General features: G+C 61.5%; 15 protein-coding genes and 1 pseudogene. 11 read left to right on the top strand and 5 right to left on the bottom strand.

The genetic code is table 11. The features are described from left to right. Nucleotides 1-750: DUF1403 family protein (locus O7A70_RS31720; RefSeq protein ID WP_442921238.1), on the top strand; the 750-nt coding region annotated here is incomplete at its 5' end. A 2-nt stretch (nt 751-752) separates the two neighbouring features. Further along, complete coding sequence (gene scpB, locus O7A70_RS31715) at nt 753-1448, top strand: SMC-Scp complex subunit ScpB (protein ID WP_337143862.1); 696 nt, start codon at nt 753-755, stop codon at nt 1446-1448. A 123-nt stretch (nt 1449-1571) separates the two neighbouring features. On the opposite strand, the gene O7A70_RS31710 is transcribed toward scpB, so the two are convergent. After that, on the bottom strand, nt 1572-4460 hold the full coding sequence (locus O7A70_RS31710) for a peptidoglycan-binding domain-containing protein (protein WP_337143861.1): 2889 nt from the start codon (nt 4458-4460) through the stop codon (nt 1572-1574). Nucleotides 4461-4609: 149 nt separating this feature from the next. Between O7A70_RS31710 and O7A70_RS31705 the strand changes: the two genes are divergently transcribed. The 5 genes from O7A70_RS31705 to hxsA all read left to right on the top strand — a co-directional run bounded on the left by O7A70_RS31705 (nt 4610) and on the right by hxsA (nt 8465). Next, entirely contained in the window at nt 4610-4810 is a 201-nt protein-coding gene (locus O7A70_RS31705; RefSeq protein WP_337143860.1) for a hypothetical protein, read from the top strand. 325 nt (nt 4811-5135) lie between these two features. Continuing rightward, nucleotides 5136-5411 carry a hypothetical protein gene (locus O7A70_RS31700; protein WP_337143859.1) on the top strand — a complete coding sequence of 92 codons (276 nt, stop codon included), beginning with the start codon at nt 5136-5138 and terminating at the stop codon, nt 5409-5411. Then, nucleotides 5408-6817, top strand: coding sequence for a His-Xaa-Ser system radical SAM maturase HxsB (hxsB, locus tag O7A70_RS31695; RefSeq protein WP_337143858.1), 1410 nt, complete (start codon nt 5408-5410; stop codon nt 6815-6817). The genes O7A70_RS31700 and hxsB overlap by 4 nt, the downstream gene beginning before the upstream one ends. Then, nucleotides 6814-7923, top strand: coding sequence for a His-Xaa-Ser system radical SAM maturase HxsC (gene hxsC, locus O7A70_RS31690; RefSeq protein WP_337143857.1), 1110 nt, complete (start codon nt 6814-6816; stop codon nt 7921-7923). The genes hxsB and hxsC overlap by 4 nt, the downstream gene beginning before the upstream one ends. Continuing rightward, nucleotides 7920-8465: a His-Xaa-Ser repeat protein HxsA gene (hxsA, locus tag O7A70_RS31685; RefSeq protein WP_337143856.1), complete on the top strand. Its 546-nt coding sequence runs from the start codon at nt 7920-7922 to the stop codon at nt 8463-8465. The genes hxsC and hxsA overlap by 4 nt, the downstream gene beginning before the upstream one ends. A gap of 526 nt (nt 8466-8991) precedes the next feature. Here hxsA and O7A70_RS31680 read toward each other — a convergent pair. From O7A70_RS31680 to O7A70_RS31665, 4 genes and pseudogenes are all read right to left on the bottom strand, one after another. Then, nucleotides 8992-9924, bottom strand: coding sequence for an alkaline phosphatase family protein (locus O7A70_RS31680; RefSeq protein WP_337143855.1), 933 nt, complete (start codon nt 9922-9924; stop codon nt 8992-8994). A 128-nt stretch (nt 9925-10052) separates the two neighbouring features. Beyond that, a pseudogene (locus O7A70_RS31675) lies at nt 10053-10157 on the bottom strand (NAD(P)H-binding protein); the annotation flags it as partial. A gap of 6 nt (nt 10158-10163) precedes the next feature. Then, a complete protein-coding gene (locus O7A70_RS31670) occupies nt 10164-11069 on the bottom strand; it encodes an alpha/beta hydrolase (protein ID WP_337143854.1) in 906 nt (301 codons plus the stop codon). An 85-nt stretch (nt 11070-11154) separates the two neighbouring features. After that, on the bottom strand, nt 11155-11673 hold the full coding sequence (locus O7A70_RS31665; protein ID WP_337143853.1) for a hypothetical protein: 519 nt from the start codon (nt 11671-11673) through the stop codon (nt 11155-11157). A gap of 1382 nt (nt 11674-13055) precedes the next feature. On the opposite strand from O7A70_RS31665, the gene O7A70_RS31660 reads away from it, so the two are divergent. The 4 genes from O7A70_RS31660 to O7A70_RS31645 all read left to right on the top strand — a co-directional run bounded on the left by O7A70_RS31660 (nt 13056) and on the right by O7A70_RS31645 (nt 16001). Next, nucleotides 13056-13496: an SDR family oxidoreductase gene (locus O7A70_RS31660; RefSeq protein ID WP_337143852.1), complete on the top strand. Its 441-nt coding sequence runs from the start codon at nt 13056-13058 to the stop codon at nt 13494-13496. An 886-nt stretch (nt 13497-14382) separates the two neighbouring features. Next, the gene (locus O7A70_RS31655; RefSeq protein WP_337143851.1) at nt 14383-14646 is read left to right on the top strand and encodes a hypothetical protein; all 264 of its coding nucleotides are present in this window, start codon (nt 14383-14385) and stop codon (nt 14644-14646) included. 31 nt (nt 14647-14677) lie between these two features. Next, nucleotides 14678-15337, top strand: coding sequence for a nucleotidyl transferase AbiEii/AbiGii toxin family protein (locus O7A70_RS31650; RefSeq protein ID WP_337143850.1), 660 nt, complete (start codon nt 14678-14680; stop codon nt 15335-15337). A 199-nt stretch (nt 15338-15536) separates the two neighbouring features. Further along, a complete protein-coding gene (locus O7A70_RS31645; RefSeq protein ID WP_442921237.1) occupies nt 15537-16001 on the top strand; it encodes an IS110 family transposase in 465 nt (154 codons plus the stop codon). Nucleotides 16002-16017: the final 16 nt, after the last annotated feature.

The following is a 16017-nucleotide window of genomic DNA, read 5'->3' as shown; positions in this document are numbered from 1 at the left end:
GCCAGCATGCGGCTCGCCGGCCGCGCCGAGGACGCGGCCGCCTTGCGCGACGCCTGGCACTTGCGCCCGGCCGGCGCCGATCCCGGTCCCGCCGGCGCCATTTTCGGCGCCTGGCGGCAGCTGTCGCTGCAGTCGCCCGTCGCCACTCCCGACCGGCTGGCCACCGTGGCCGAGTTGCTCGGACTCCACTGGGACGACGCGGCGCTCGCCGCCCTGTGCACGGAGATCGAGGCTATAGCGGGCTCTGAGCGGCCGGCGCCGTTCGCGGCCGCGGCGATCGCCGCTCACATTGTGGCTGTGCGCCCCGACGCCACGCTTTTGGCCTGGTGGCTGGCCGACCTGGTGCTGGCGCAAAGTTTTCGGTGGCCGCGGCCGCTGCCGCTGTTGATGGCGCAGGTTTTTTCGCCAGCCTTCCGCGCTGATGTTGGCAGCAAAAGAATCCGGCCGGGCGAAAAAAGCTTTGAGCGTGCGGTCTGCGTCGCCCTGGTCCAAGCGGCAGCGGAGGCCTTCCGGCTGGCCGCCGAGTTGTCGCGCCGCGCCGAAAAACTGCTAGCGGTGGCGCCGAAACTGCGCGCCAAAGGCGCCGGCGACGTGATTTTTTTGCTCCTGAATGAAGATGCCGTTTCCGGCTCGCTTGTGACAAAGAACCTGTCGCGGTTTGCGGCGCGGCGCCTGTTCGAACGTCTGCAACAACTCGAGGCCGTGCGTGAGCTGTCGGGCCGTTCCTCTTTCCGGCTGTTTGGGCTCTAGCGATGAGCGAAGCGTCCGCCCGCCGCAAGGCAAACGATCAGCCGACTTTGCTGGACACCGAGTTGGAACATCTGCCGCCGGAGCTGCGCTGGCGCGAATGGATGGGCCGCGTCGAAGCGGTGATTTTTGCCGCCAGCGAACCGGTGACACGCGAGGTGCTGGCGCGGGTGGTGGGAAAAAACTGCAATTTCGAGCTGATCATCGACGACATCCGCGCCGAGCTCGGCGGCCGCCCCTATGAGCTGGTGGCGGTCGCCGGCGGCTGGCAGCACCGGACCAAGAAATTTTTTGGCGACGCAATCCGCTCCGCCTTCGGCACGGCGGCGGGCGAGGGGGCAAAAGAACTGTCGCAGTCCGAAGCGCTGGTCTTGATGTGCATTGCCTATTTCCAGCCGATCACGCGTGGCGAGCTGTCGAGCTTTTTCGGCAAGGAGGTGTCGCGCGACCTGATCGGCGTGCTGCGCGCGCAGGAGCTGATCGCGTCGGGGCCGCGCTCGCCGCAGCCCGGCGCGCCCTACACCTATGTGACGACCAAGAATTTCCTGTCGCAATTCGGGCTCGACACGCTGCGCCAGCTGCCGGATTTCGAGGCGCTCGAGGACGCCGGGCTACTGTCGAAGGAAAAGCTGCTGGCCGGGGATATCATGCCCGAGTTTTCCGATTCAAATGACGGACAGGTTAGGCACGAAGAGGGGTGAGGACCGTTCTCGAAGTGCTTGGCCTCGGAGCTATTACATCGCGCTTTGGAAAGACGCCAATCCTTGTCGGCCGGAGCCAGATTTGCAGTTTTCGAACTCGCTTTGCTGCCTCGTGGCCTTCGTTCAATTGGCAACCCAAAGGCTCTTGAGCTCGTGACCGACAGCCCACTGGGCGGAACTCTCAGCATCATTGCACTTGGATTCATACGGGTCGCGAACCATCTGAAACTCGTTGTCGACCACTGCGCCGAACACAAAGCACTCGTCCTTGTACTGACCACGCACCGCACTCGCCATCTTCACCGTCGCCTTGACGAGGATGCCGTCCAGGTTGCGCCCCTTCCAGTTGACGGTGCCGTAGTCCTGGATTTCCGAGGTCACGTCAGTAGGCGTCCAGTTGTCTTGTGTAAGGCCAGCATTCCACTTGGCGAAGTCAGGAAACAGCGTTTCCATATTGATCCCGGAAGGCGCGTTGGCCTTGTCCGGAGCGCCCAGGACGGTCCTCTTCAGGCCATCCGAAAACAGGTTAAGCAGTGTGGTCGCAGCCGGTCCGTTCTTCTGGCGCAAATCCCCCTGTCGGACCGACTTGAAGTTCTTCTCGTCCGTCTCACGTTGGGCAGCGATCCTCTTCTGCTCGTCGGAGGCCACGCGCTTGGCCTCCGCGGCTCTGACTTCCTCCTGCTTGGCGGCATCCAGTTTGGCAGCTGTACTGGCGGCATCGTTCTTGTCGAGCCACAACGGGGCGAAGGCAAACTGAACGCCGTCGCGAGCGAGCGCTTCGGACGCGGCCTTCAGGTCGGCAGCTGAAGCGTAGAGCACCCGGCAATGTTCGTGCCGGACGTCCTCGTAGGCTTTGTCGATCGACGGATACGAGACGGTGCTTCCCGACATGCCTGCGAAATCAGCTATCTGGCCAATGGTCGCTTCGTGCACTGCAGCATTGCCGTCGACGACGCTGCAGATCCGGTCGGACGAGCTAGTCAGCAGGATGCCACCATATCCCTCGCGAATTCCTGACGAGACCTCCCGAGCGATCTTCAAGGCCAGCGTCTGGTCTGAATCGATGCGGGCCTTGATATCCTCGAAGCGGATAGGATCGAACACGCGGATCGTCTTGGCTTCCATCGCTTCGAGGTAGGCCGCCTGAAGCGTTGCCGGGGCCTCCAGGAAAGTCTTGCGCTGGACAAGGAAGAGGTCCGCGCTTTCGAGGCCATCCGCACCGCAGTCCGAACTGACGTTTATTGCCTTGCCTCCCATCGGGTTGATGGCCCCGAGAAGGGCCTTGTCCAAGGCAGGGGTCCTCTCTGGGCCAAATAGGCAGATCCACGCCTGGTTCTTCGTCAGGGAGAACTGGCCAGATATCGTACGCAGGAGGGAGGGCGCCTTCGGACCTGCGTTGTAGAGGACGACTACATCCTCTAGCGGGCCGCGCAGGAGCGTCCTGTTCAGTTCGGTGACTGCATAAGTCGCGGTGTTGCTCGCCTGGTTGGCATCGCTTCCGGACTGGGTACCAACGGCTTTGCTTGTATCCAGTTCGTCCGCCAGGGCCTGCCGGGCGATCATCGCTCGCACGCCCTCCCGAGCATCGGCCAACGAGTCCAGGTCGTCCGTGTCGGCAACTTCATCGAGCGCCTTCACTTCCTGGACGACCTCGGGAAGCTTGGCCGATGTCAGATGGCCGCTCATCCAACGCTTGAGACCCTGGCGATCGGCCTGGAGTTCGGCGAAGATCTCAGCCTTCTGCTTTTCGATCGCCTGTGCCCGCTCCTTGTCTCGCGATGCCGAAAACTCAGGATATCCGGGCACTGCCATCAGCAGGGTGCTCAGCTTGAGCGCCGAGTTGTTTAACCCATCGGGGGAATCCGTCTGGACCTGGGCGTTCAGCGCGGCTGCCTGGCCAGCGATCTCGACCAGATTCGAAGTCTGAGGGTTCAACTTCAGGAACGTCTCGGCATCCGAGAGCAGCGCCGTTGCGCCGGCTCTCGCGGCTTTCAGCTTGCGGGCCTCCGCCTTGTCGTAGGAGACTTTGTCGGCAAAGCCCTTCTGCTTAGCGTCTCGGTATGCGGCGGGATCGGAAAACCCCGACGCGCGGTAAGCGACCAACTCTGTCCTGGTCTGAATGCCAAGCTGGGCGGCCGCACGATACTCGTTGGCTGCAGTGAATGCGCCAGTCTGCGCCCGCTGATATTCATCGCTGCTGCGGAAGCCGCCCGAGATCGCCGCATCGTATTCGCGCTGCGTGATGAAACCCATGCTCTTCGCCTGAGCGAATACGCTAGCCGAGGTAAAGCCGCCGGACTTTGCTTCGTTGAAGCTCTGCGCGTCCCTATAGCCGAGAGCCCCGGCAGCGTTTCGCTCCTGGTCGCTGTGGAAACCATCGCCGGCGTTACGTTCTATCTCGGCCAAGCTGTAGTCGGTGAGAAGTTCGCCCGGCTGCAGGTCGAAACGCGCAAGGTATGCCCTGAAGGCCCTAACGGTCGTCGGTCCGATAAGGCCGTCCACAGGGCCGGAATACAGGCTAAGCTTGGACATCGCCGCCTGGAGCCTTTGGACGGCCCTTAGATAGTTGGGCTGGGTCGCGAAGTCGAAAGAGGCACCTCTCTGGTAGGACATCCACACCAATCCATCCAAACCCTCCCCCCGCGAGAGAAACGAATCCTGAGGTATGATACGCAGTTCCTTGAGCGCGTTCAGGTTCGCCTTGGCCTTATCCTGGTAAAGCGTTCCTGCGACGACAGCAAACACGCCGTTCCGGCTGTGAACGACAAGTGTCGGCCCCAGTGTCGGCGCATAGGATTGTGCAAGAGCGATGGCCTCTCCTTCGGTCGGCCTGCTCGACACAACGAGCCAAAATGCCTTCGACTGCGGAGGCCTGAAACCCATCGGCCGCGTCAGTTGTTGCCCGTTCTGGATAACCTGGATAAATTCAGAAAGCGACGATGCCGAGCCCATAGCTGGCAAAGAAACAGCCGCCAACAACGCAGCAACGCCCACACTGCACACGCGACGCATGGTAATCCCCTACACAACCCAGCAGCCATATTCACGAATTTTAGGAGCCAAGCAAGAAGGCGGCAGGGCTTTGAGCTTTTATGCTTACCGTGGGATGGCAAGAGATCGGACGTTAACAGCGGAGGTCCGTCTCGCGGGAGGTCGAGGGGATGAATAGCCAGCAGCGACGCCATGCGCCGATCCTCCCCATCGCGTCCGTCATGACCGGCGGCACCGCCGCGACCAACAGCACCGTCGGCATCATGATGGTACTGCTCTTCTTCCTGATCTTCCCGAGTTGTCGGCGAAGCTCCCCCGAAATGCCGGAAAGGTGGATCGCGCCAGAACACTATCGTGGACGGCGTGGATAGACTGGAGGCACACGAAACGCGGCTAGCATGCCGCGCCTGCGCCTCATGCTATTAACCGTTGCCGATGATCTTGCTGGCGAAGGCAACGCCCTCAGCCATCAGAAACAGGGTGAGCGCGATCGAGATGCGGAGCATCAGGTAGCTCATTGTGGCGTCCTCCTTTGGAACGCTGAGCCTGCACGCAGGTATTTTAGCAGACCTTGCAAGCCCCGCCCTGGCCAAGGTGAACAGAAGTCGTCGCAAGTGAGATCGTTTCTGATGGAATATTGTCAAATATGTCGTTGATTGTTCGACTCCCACCAAGCATTATCGCACCGGGCGGGGAATGACGAAATTGCTGAAATTAAACGATGCCGACTTCGTGGTGGAGATTCCGCCGCAATTCGAGAAATACGTCGATACGGCGATGCTTCGGCTCCAGGTACTATACCCCGCTTGCCGCCTCACGAGAGAGGGGAATGCGATATCCATAGGCCCATCGGATAGTGTTGCCGAGGATCAACTGCGTAGAGACGTTTTGCACACCATCTTCCGTGAGAAAGTCTACGCGGAAACCTTGGTCATGCGTCAGGCGCTCGTCACCGCGGTCATGCGCCGATGAACGTATGGCCACTGAAATTCCGTGAGATGTCGGACGGTTCGGTACTGTTCTCCGATGATGCCGGTGGGTTCTTCAAGTCCAGCCACGGCTTCCTGGATCGGTACGCCGCCGATGGCCTGACCACCGTCGACACGACGTTTCTAAGGGAAGGAAATCACTGCTTCGATCGAGAGTTCGACCTCGCCTGGACATCGTTCGCCTACAGGTGGGCGCGCCGGCAGTCCATGCCGACGAGCATGAATTACGTCATCCTCGTGCCGACCCTCAGGTGCAATCTCGCTTGCGGGTATTGCCAGGTTTCCCGCGCCCCTGAGAACGCGCGCGGGTTTGATTGGACGGACGAAACACTCCCGGGAGTCCTTTCATTCCTCGACAGCTTGGAGAGCCCGGACATCAAGATCGAATTCCAGGGCGGCGAACCCCTGCTGCGGGTCGACCTTTTGGAAGCTGTTCGCGACTTCTGCCGGGAGAAGTTTCTCCAATCCCAGTTCGTCGTCTGCACGAACCTGCAAGCACTGGACGGGCGTGCATGGGCTTTCCTGGATGCCGATGACACCTTTATCAGTACCTCACTTGACGGAGACCGGGTCACGCATGAGCGTCAGCGCACCCACGACAGCAGCGTCACAGATTCCTTCTTCAGAAATATCGAGGCAGCCGTTTCTCGCTATCCGGAAGGGAAGATTTCGGCCCTGCCCACCGTCGATGTCGCCAACCCGCCGGACTTCGACGCGCTGCTGGACAACTATGAACGCTACGGAATCCGTTCAGTCTACCTGCGCCCGATCAACCACCAAGGATTCGCACGGAAAATTCAACAGGGCGTCAATGTCCTCGCGCGCTGGAATCGCCTCCACTCCGACTTCATCGAGCTGCTGATCGCTCGCAATCACCGGACCGGGCGTTTCATGGAAGAGTACTACTTCAGCCAGTGCCTGAGGCGCGTGCTCCGCTTCGATGCCGACAACCATGTCGACATCCGAAACCCGAACTTCTTCGCCTCAGACTATGTCGTCATAGATCACGATGGCCGCTTCTACCCGACCGACGAAGCCCGGATGCTGTCCAGGATCGGCCGTATCGATCTCAGCATCGGCGATGTCGGGACAGGAATCGATCGGGCAAAGGTCGACGTCCTCAATTCTGGAGCTTTCAACCACTTCGACCCGGATTGCATCCACTGCGCCTACCAGCCATTCTGCGGCACTGACGTGATCGACGATATGTCCCGGTATGGCCGGATCGACGTTCCGCGGCCTGACACATGGTTCTGCGGCCGGCATCTGTCGCTCTTCGATAAGGTCTTCGAGATCCTCTACCGAGAGGACGAGCCGACGCGCGTCTCGCTGGCCGCCTGGCTCGGCATTGCCGACTGGAACGACGGCATGGTGCCGGTGCACGCATGATACCACTGCGCATCCAGGTGGAGGCAAACGCTGGCCAGCCTTTCGTGGTCCGGCTTCGCTCGTTTGAGTCCCCAGTCGGCGAGCAAGGGACTGAGCAACTGAATCCTTTCGACGCCGCGCTGGAGCGCGTCGGCCCGGAAGGCGCCGACTATGTCGGCCAGGGCGGTCCGATACGAATCCTTGGTATCGATCCTTCCAAGGTGGATGGAGACGTGTTGCTCGTGAACCCGCGGCGTGGAACTGCGGACCGCCTTATCCGCAGTTCGTCGCAGCACAACACCTTCCTGGTTACGGAGCGGTGCGACCAGGTTTGTCTGATGTGCTCCCAACCGCCCAAGAAGCACCATGTCGACCTATTCCCATACTTCGAGACCGCGGCGTTGCTTGCTCCGGATGGTGCGACGATCGGGATTTCCGGCGGAGAACCGACGCTTTTCAAGACCCAACTCTTCGAGTTCTTAGGGAGGGTTCTGGGCGCTCGCCCAGACCTATCCTTCCACGTCCTGACCAACGGCCAGCACTTCGATGAGGGCGACTGGGACGCGATGAACCGTATCGATCGGGGCAGGGTGGTCTGGGGTATCCCTCTCTATTCCCGCGATCCTACCGTTCACGACCAGATCGTAGGCAAAGAGGGCGCACACGCGCAGCTGTTGGAGAACTTGGCTCTGATGTGCCGTCTGGGTTCACAGGTGGAGCTCCGCACGGTGCTTATGCGTCCGAACGCTGACGGGCTGCCTGGTCTGGCACGGTACATCGCGTCGACGCTGCCCTTCATCAGAGCGTGGGCAGTCATGCAGATGGAGAACATAGGCTTCGGCCGCATGAACTGGAAGACGCTCTTCTACGACAGTTCAGAGGGCTTCGATGTTGTCGGCCGTTCAATCGATCTGGTGAGAAGTCGCGGGATTGACGCCTGGCTCTACAATTTCCCGCTCTGCACAGTGCCGGAAGGATACCGCCATCTGGCGCCGGCCACGATTTCGGACTGGAAGCGTGCCTACCGGGAGGAGTGCGACGGATGCTTGTTGAAAGCTCAGTGCGGAGGATTTTTCGAGTGGCATCCAGCTAACCACGGATACAGCAACTTGGGGGCTATCCAATGAAGAAGCGGCTTTTCGCGATACCGTCACTGCTCGCGGCGGGGTTCTTGCCAGCCAATGCACAGGCGCTGCCGACCAAGCCAACGTTGGACGGCGACTTCGGAAAGACGAAATCTCTCTTTGATATTTTCAAGCTCGACCACCTATATACGCTGGCCGGACATAGCAGCCACAGCAGCCATAGTTCGCACTCCAGCCATCGGTCTTCGACCGGCGGCTATTCCTACGTCCCGCCGGCGCCGAGCGAACCCGCTCCGCTGTATAGCGCGCCGTCCACGCCCGCGCCGACCTACCAGGCGCCCGCGATCGCACCAACGCCGGCGCCGCTCAAGACGCTCCCGGGCAATGCCTACAAGTTCAAGGAGATCGTCCAGGAGGTCCAGTTCGCGCTGCTCGCATTCGGCTACTACAGCGGCGAACTAGACGGCGAGATGAATCCTGAATTAAGGGCGGGGCTGCTGCGCATGCAGACGGACTACTCGCTTAAGGTCACCGGGACGATCACGCCGGAGACGCTGACTGCACTCAGGATAGAGGCCAGATAGGGGCTCCTACCCTGCCGGGCGCAATAGAACGAGGGCAGGCCGATTGCGAAACCGTGAACCCACTCAGAAGCCGATACAGCGATGGCTCCGTTTCCTACATGTCCAGCTCACCTTGATCCTGCCAGAGGCCAGGTAGTCACAGGATCAAAGCAACATCGGCAAATCGGAACTGCCGCGGGATCGTGGCCTAAGAACCTTGAAGCGATTGCATACGTCCGGCCTAGGCGTGCTGGACCGCGATCGCCTCATGTCGGCAGTTAAGGTCAGCTTTGCCGCTTTGCCCTGCCTGAAACAGACATTGCTTTCAAACACGCCGGACGTCGCCATCGCGCCTCATCCCGGTCTTTCCACCTCTGCGGGCGAAACTCGAAAGTTGCCATTCGTTCAGCAGCATTTTTCGATCAGGTCGCCGCCCCCGATCGTCATCCGATCCTCTCCAGACCCGCCAAAGCGAGGAGCCTGAGCCACCCGATCGAGACGAGGGTCAATGCCAGTCCCGAAACTGCAACGATTAGTCCGACACCTACTACACGCAGGACTCCGCGGGCTGGCCGCCAGACGGGACGCCAGAGCGCTGGACGCCAGCGCTGCACCTCATCGGCGAAAGATTCGGGAGACCGGCGCAAGAAGCGATCCCATAAGCCGTCTTCGGCAAGGTTCGCCTCGAGCTCGGCAATGTCGAAGCAGCTTGAGTGACGGTAATCGATCGAGGTTTAGCACGTTGATCGCGGCAGGATCGCTGAAGCCGCGGCGCGCGCCGGGACCGGTCCCGGGGATGAAGAACTGCGCCCGCGTCGGGCATCTCGATTTCTGTCAGGATAAGGTCCGGCGGCTGATCGGAGCCAAGCAGGGCAACCGCTGCCCGGTTAAGAAACTGATCGAGCGCCAAGCCCGCGATCAAATGCGGCGCGCCCTCATCGACCGGACTGAGGAACGCCTCCATGTCGGTCAGCCCAGCCGCGGCAAGCCGACCCTTGGGATCAAAAATGGCGCGGGAAGCGGCGAGAGCCTCCGGAGGGACCATCTTGCTGAAGCGGTGACCGGCAACAAAGCCGCGCAACCACCAGGGCGAGACATGGATCGATGTGTCGGCGGGATCAACGAGCGCCTGGCCAATCGCCGCAACATCAAGGCCGGCTTTCTTAGCGTGCGTCGCAAGCGTTGGAGCCTGCAAATCCGCAGCGAGAGGTGCTACGAAAATATCGCCCCGAAAAATGTGATTGCCGTAGATGCCATGCACTTCCGGACCAACGCCGGTCAACATGGTCGCCCGGCCAGGCACGGAAGTGGCTGGAATCCCGGATTTCAGGCGGCGAACGCGCAGGCCGGCGTCGGCCAACCGTCTCATGTTCGGAAACCGGTGCCCATGGGTTTCGAATGTGTCGGCGCGTCGGAGGTAATCCTGCAGGCGGCATATTCCTGCCAGCAGGCCTTGATGACGTCCCAACGCCATCTCCATGACGGTGTCATAAAACTTCCTGAGCGTTTCACCAGGAAAGCTCTTGTCATAGGCGTCGGTAACCTCGACGTGCGCTCGCCCACGCTAACCCATAGCGGACGGCACCCCCAACTTTTTCATGCTCCCTCGGCCTTTGCCTTGGAGCGGACGAGGGCTACGACGTTGTGTCCCTCCGCGATGGCCTTAGCGACAATCAGCCGGCCGGTTGCGCCCGTGGCGCCCAATACCAGAATTTCATTTCAAGCCTCCGAAGGCGGGGTGGGGGTGATGGACGGGGAAGCATCGATGAGCCGCTGGCGGAGGAAGTCACCGATGGCGTCTACCGAATGCTCTGCCGCGCGAAAGCGGCCGATGGAAGATTGAAAGACATGCGGCATGCCCTCCCACACCGACAGCGTGACCTCCACGCCTGCGGTCGTCGCCCGGTCGGCATAGCGGACGGCGTCCGCTAGCAGCAATTCGTCGTCTCCGACATCGATGCGGATCGGCGGCATGCGGTTGAGTTCCGCGTAGAGCGGCGAGGCCTTGGGGTTCGTGGCATCCTGACCCTGAAGATACATGTCCGCGAACGCCTGGAGTACGCCGCGCGTGAAGATCGGGTCCGCCTCCGCTCTCGTCTCGAAGCTGTCGCCGGTAAGCGCCAGGTCGATCCAAGGCGACATCGCCGCAGCGCCGACCGGTTGCACCATGCCCTTGGTCTTGTCGGAGGCGAGAATCGAGAGCAGCGACACCGTCAAACCACCGCCGGCAGAGTCGCCGACAACCACGATCCGATCGGCCCCCTCCGCAACGAGACCACGATAGGCGGCGACGGCATCATCGATGGCTGCAGGGAACGGATGCTCGGGCGCAAGCCGGTAATCGGGGACAAAGGTATCGGCGCCGACGCGTGAGGCGATCTGGCCCGCGAAGTTGGCAAACGCCTCGGCTGAGCCAAGCACATAGCCCCCACCATGAAGATAGAGCATGCGTGCGCCCGGTCGCGCCGTCGGCAGCCGAAGCCAGAAGCCCGCAATGCCTCCGACCGTCGCTGGTTCAATCCGCACATCCGCGGCGGCGGGCGTGGCGGCAAACATGGCGTCGAACATCGGCCGTGCCTCGGGCCCGAGCTTTTCACCCTTGTGGGCCGAGGCGGCCTGTCGCATCGCGGCCACCGCTGGAGCGTCTTCAGGCGAGAGCGGTTGGATCGTCATCATGGCAGGTCTCCTTTGTTGGGGGTAAAGTGTGGGTTCAGCCGTTCGCCCACTGGCCGGCGGCATCCCTGGCAAAAGCGGCATAGGAGCGGGGGGCGTGGCCGAGCAGTTTGGTCAAGCGCTCAATGTCGTCAGGGGTCGCCACCGCGCCTTCCGTCTGATACCGGCTGAACATCAGGCGCAGGTCGAGCGCATGCCAGGCCGGCAGCATGGTCTTTGTGCGCTGCTCCATGACGACGAGATCGTCGCCGCCATGGCGAATCCCGCGGCCGAGCGCTTCGCTCCAGATGGCGGCGATACCTTCGCCGGTCAGGCTTTCCGGACCCACCAGGGCGTAGACCTCGCGGCCGAGTGGCGTCGCTGCCTGTTCACTGCGGACCAGCTCGATCGCGGCGGCCTCGCCGATGTCGCGGATGTCGACCATCGAGACGCCTTTCTTGCCGATCGGCGAGCCATAAATGCCGGCCTTCAGCAGTGCCTCCTCCTGGCGAAGATCGTTCTGGATGAAGTAGGCGGGACGCACGATCGTCGCGGACAGGTCGAGCGCCTCAATCATCCGCTCGAATGGCCCGAGCGAGCTCCACTCCTCTGTGCCGCCGCCGTCTTCGGCTTGCGTCCAGCGACAGCTGCGTGCGTTCGCAATCTGTACCCCCTACCAGCTCGAAAAGATCGTCGACCGGACCGTGCCCCGCTCACTGACCTTTGCACGCAAATCGAGGAACTGGCGCGGTCGCGCCGTCCGGTGGAGGGGGTACACGGGATTCAAGGGAGGACCGCATCGCTTCTCTTGCGCATTTGGGTGCAGTCACCCTCGTTCCGTGTTGCCACCTCTCAATTTACAAAGACCGTGCCAGCACCTCAGCGCCCGGCAAGCGCGATTTGCGGTGAAAACCTCCACAGTGCCCAGATGTCCAGTTGTAGTGAACCTGACATTTTGTCTGTCGCTGTCAGCTTTCGGACACGGGATCACGCAGCTTCGCGCCGCCGGAACAGGCGTGGCCAGCGCCCAACGTCGTCTGAAGCATCGACGCCAGGCGCCAGGGTGTCGCCCACGCCAGATCTTCGTGAACGAGACGTTCAAGCTTGACCCGGGAACTCGAGCCGAAAACCGAGGTTTTGGCTTTGTTTGGGGGCGCCGGATGAGGACGGCGCGAAGGCGGCGGCAATGGCGACGACTATACCACGGCGCCAATCTTCGCCCGCATTTGGAGGCTCTCCGACGCGCCCTCACCATCGTCATGGCGGGTGGCCGGAGGGCCGGATGCGCCGTAGTCCAACGGGGCGGTCACCATCTGAATGTTGGCATGAGCGCATTGTGGCAGCCAGACGACACCTTCTTCGATCTGCATACGCGACAAGGAAGTAGCCAACGCGATGCTGGCGCACATCGCTGAAACGCAGGTCGCCGACGCCATGTCTCGGAGAAAAGCAGATCGTGCGTATGTTGTCCGAAGGCACAACGGGGCGCCGGAAGCTAGCCGCCTCAATGGCGGTTCCGGTCCGCGCCCATGGCGATCGTGGCGCTTTCCGGACCGCTGACCAGTGGGCCGAGGCCGCGCCGCTGTTTGCGCCCGCCTACCGCTGAATGAGCGGACAGGGCAGGGCAGCGGGGATTCCGCCGCCGGTCCCGCGGCCCGTCGCCGAGTTGAATGTGCGGGTGTTCGCCAGCAGCGAGTGCTGGAATTCGGCAAAGCGCGGCGCGAGAGGCCACCCGGAACCTGCGCGTTTGCCGGCGCTACCTCCTCGGGCATAGGCGCCGAGGTCGTCCGCCTCGCCCGCTTTCAGGGAGCCAAGGTGATCGGCGTCGACCGCAACGATCCCCTCGAAACGATGCGGCAGCCCGGAGAGGGGGGATAGGCTGCCGCCCGATCGATCCACCCGCCGGCAGCCGGTCGAGGACGGCTTCGCAGAGGTGGCGGAGGCCGAGATAGTTGACGCGTGCGACGCGTCAACTTCGCCTCGATCCTCGGCGCCGAATGGCCGGCGCGTGTCGACGCCCACAAGCAACTCGCGGCAAACGGGAACTTCGCGGCCGGGCTCGACTGGCTCGCCGCCAATCCGGCTCCGCAGGAGACCTGCTACCAGTTCTTCAAGGAGGCGTTGATCGTGTGGACCTTCCAGCGTTCGCACGACCTCTTCATGAAACGCGACCTGCGCATGAACTGCGTGGCGCCGGGTCCCGTCTTCACGCCGCTCCTCGGCGATTTCGTCACCATGCTTGGCGAACAGCGTGTGCAGGCCGATGCCGGGCGCATGAAGCGGCCCGCCTATGCAGATGAGATCGCGCCGGCCGTCGTATTCCTCTGCTCCGACGCGGCCCGCTGGATCAATGGCATCAACCTGCCGATCGACGGCGGTCTGGCCGCCACTTACGTCTGAACGTCGGAAAGGGGGAATGTCGCGCTGCATTTAATGATGAGACTCCGCCGGCCGCATTGCGAGGCTGTTTTCGAACCCAGTCGTCTGCAATTTTGGCAATGACCGCGTCTGGATTCCCAAAATCGGCGGCGCGGCTCGTCCCGCCACGTGCCATTCAACGCTGCACCGCCTGTGCAGAGCAAAACAGAGGGCAGGGCGCAACAACTGCGGTGCAGCGAAGCTGGACCCAGGGTTGGCGGATAACCTGCCCCGTCTGCGGACTACGGCAACAAGACATAAGAGACGCAGCATCTGCGCTTATAAGCCCGCTATCGCCGTTCGAGGGTCTTTGGAAAGATGCCCTCCACGGTGAACGGCTCATCGAACATGCGCTGAGGAGATCAGCTGCCGGTTGGGCATCGCCGATCGATATCGTCCGATTGCTGCTCGTGCGGCGGTGCCCGAAGCCCTTCAACCATGAGGTATCGATAGAGCACTCCACGATCCTTGGCGCCGTCGCCCAAGGTTTCGATCAGTGCGTGGCCGAGCAGGGATTTCCAAGACCCACGATTGCAAGACCCATTTTGCCTGTCGGACTCCGCATAGCTCTACTGGCGGGTACCTCAATCATCCACCAGGAAGGCCCCGAACTGGTTTCCGAACTCCAGCACCAAACGCTTGGCGCCCACTATGCGCGGTTCGCCTCAATCGGCGCTGGCATGTCAGTTGCGAGAAGCTCCCCACTGCAGTTGAATTGAGACTCAGGGCCATCGAATCTCATAATTAGGTGCAGCGATTACAAAAAGCCGGCGCAATCTCACATTTAAGCGCAGCGCGCAGGGACTGGACGACAGCGAAGAAGCGGTAACTTGTGTCGCCGGCCCGAAACTACTAGCTTAGGACCACTATGAGCAATCATTTGGCATCCGTCCTGACGACCGTGAACGCGCCCTACAGCCTGCAGCTGGACGACGCGGCGCTGGCGCATTGCCTTGCGGATCTCGACTTGGCCAAACAGCACCCCGGCCATGTCAGCGCTTTTCTCGGTGAGGTTTCTCCCGCGTTGCAGGTCGAATTCGCAGTGGTGCATCACATCCCGGTCCCCGAGCTTAAGGCCTTTGCCGCTGCGTTCTCTGCCTGGTCCGGCGAGAGCTATCCGCTCGCTGCGTGATGGCTAGACAGGATAGCCGGCGCCCTTCCGAGTGGCGGCGGCTTTTTCTTATTGCCGTCGACTAATCGATCAGCTTCGAGAGAACGCCGGCGGCTATGACTTTGAATGGTCGTTTGGTGGGGGCACGGCCATGATGATTCAGATCGGTCATCGCGAAAGCCATGACATCGATATTTTCCTCGACGACCCGCAACTGCTCGGCTTCATTGATCCATCCAGAAGCCACCTGCGTTTTGATCTGATCCCATCGGACTATCAAGGTGACGGGCTTCGGTTTCAAAAATTCGCCTTCGAGAACGTCGGCGAGATCGATTTCATCGTTGCCGGAGCTTTGACGCCGACGCCCGTCAAGACATGTGAAGTTGAGGGCAGGGCGGTTCAGCTCGAGACCATTCCCGAAATCATCGTCAAAAAAGTCTATTACCGAGGATCGGAAGCCAAACCGCGTGACATTTTCGATCTCGCCGCTGCGGCACGGTCTCAATTGGAGCCCCTGGTCAACGCCCTTCGCGCTTTCCCGGAACAGGTGTTCAAGACCAGGGACCGATTGGAAAAGCTGAACCCGGAATTTGTCGACCGCGCCATAGCACAGCTGATGATCATGCCAGGCTACGAGGCGTCGGCCGCCGATAGCCTCGACACAGCGCTTGCTGTACTGGATGAGGCGTTGTCATCGACCAAGAACACCTGACCATCTTGTATCTGCACGGAGGAAACTTTGTGCGATGGAAGCGACAGAGCCTCGAACCGGACGGCCATCCGATTCGAGGCTTGGCGAAGTCGCCCGACACCCCTTCGGTTACAACCGTGGATGAGCCTGGGATCTTCGCCTTCGTCACGTACGACCGAATAGTCGCTTGGCTCCAATCGCACGCACAAGGCAGGTTACCGTGAACACGATCATATGTGGAGTGGATGTTTCGAAAGGATGGCTCGATGCCCATGTCGAGCCGAGCGGGGCGGCTAGCCGTTTCGCCCACGATGCGGCAGGCGTTGCCGACCTGGCCGGCTGGTGCCAGGGCCACGACGTCGAACTTGTCGTCATGGAGGCCAGTGGCGGCTACGAACGGCTGGCCTTCCTGCTGTTGTGGGAGTTGGGGGTATGTTGCGGCATGGCCAATGCCCGCAGTGTGCGCTACTTCGCCGAAGCAATGGGCTTCCTGGAGAAGACCGACAGGATCGATGCCGCCATGATCGCCCGCTATGGCCAGGTCAAACAGCTCAAGCCAATGCCGCCACCATGCGCGGCTCAGCAGCGGCTCAAAGCGTTGGTTGTGCGGCTTTCCCAGGTGGGAGGCAATTCAGGGTACCCGGACACACGCGATCTCGCTGCCGGAATTCGTCCTTCCGGCTGACATCGTCCCGCTATTC

Origin of the sequence: Mesorhizobium sp. Cs1299R1N1 (assembly GCF_037179655.1) — a bacterium.
Lineage (GTDB): Bacteria > Pseudomonadota > Alphaproteobacteria > Rhizobiales > Rhizobiaceae > Mesorhizobium > Mesorhizobium salmacidum.
This window is presented reverse-complemented; position numbering and strand designations above follow the sequence as displayed.

Bases quoted from the DNA above. Each gene is read 5' to 3' on its own strand.
- hxsA (WP_337143856.1), top strand. From the start codon at position 7,920: ATGAAGAAGCGGCTTTTCGCGATACCGTCACTGCTCGCGGCGGGGTTC.
- hxsB (WP_337143858.1), top strand. From the start codon at position 5,408: ATGAACGTATGGCCACTGAAATTCCGTGAGATGTCGGACGGTTCGGTA.
- O7A70_RS31705 (WP_337143860.1), top strand. From the start codon at position 4,610: ATGAATAGCCAGCAGCGACGCCATGCGCCGATCCTCCCCATCGCGTCC.
- O7A70_RS31680 (WP_337143855.1), bottom strand. From the start codon at position 9,924: ATGGAGATGGCGTTGGGACGTCATCAAGGCCTGCTGGCAGGAATATGC.
- scpB (WP_337143862.1), top strand. From the start codon at position 753: ATGAGCGAAGCGTCCGCCCGCCGCAAGGCAAACGATCAGCCGACTTTG.
- O7A70_RS31700 (WP_337143859.1), top strand. From the start codon at position 5,136: ATGACGAAATTGCTGAAATTAAACGATGCCGACTTCGTGGTGGAGATT.
- hxsC (WP_337143857.1), top strand. From the start codon at position 6,814: ATGATACCACTGCGCATCCAGGTGGAGGCAAACGCTGGCCAGCCTTTC.
- O7A70_RS31710 (WP_337143861.1), bottom strand. From the start codon at position 4,460: ATGCGTCGCGTGTGCAGTGTGGGCGTTGCTGCGTTGTTGGCGGCTGTT.
- O7A70_RS31665 (WP_337143853.1), bottom strand. From the start codon at position 11,673: ATGATTGAGGCGCTCGACCTGTCCGCGACGATCGTGCGTCCCGCCTAC.
- O7A70_RS31670 (WP_337143854.1), bottom strand. From the start codon at position 11,069: ATGCGACAGGCCGCCTCGGCCCACAAGGGTGAAAAGCTCGGGCCCGAG.
- O7A70_RS31655 (WP_337143851.1), top strand. From the start codon at position 14,383: ATGAGCAATCATTTGGCATCCGTCCTGACGACCGTGAACGCGCCCTAC.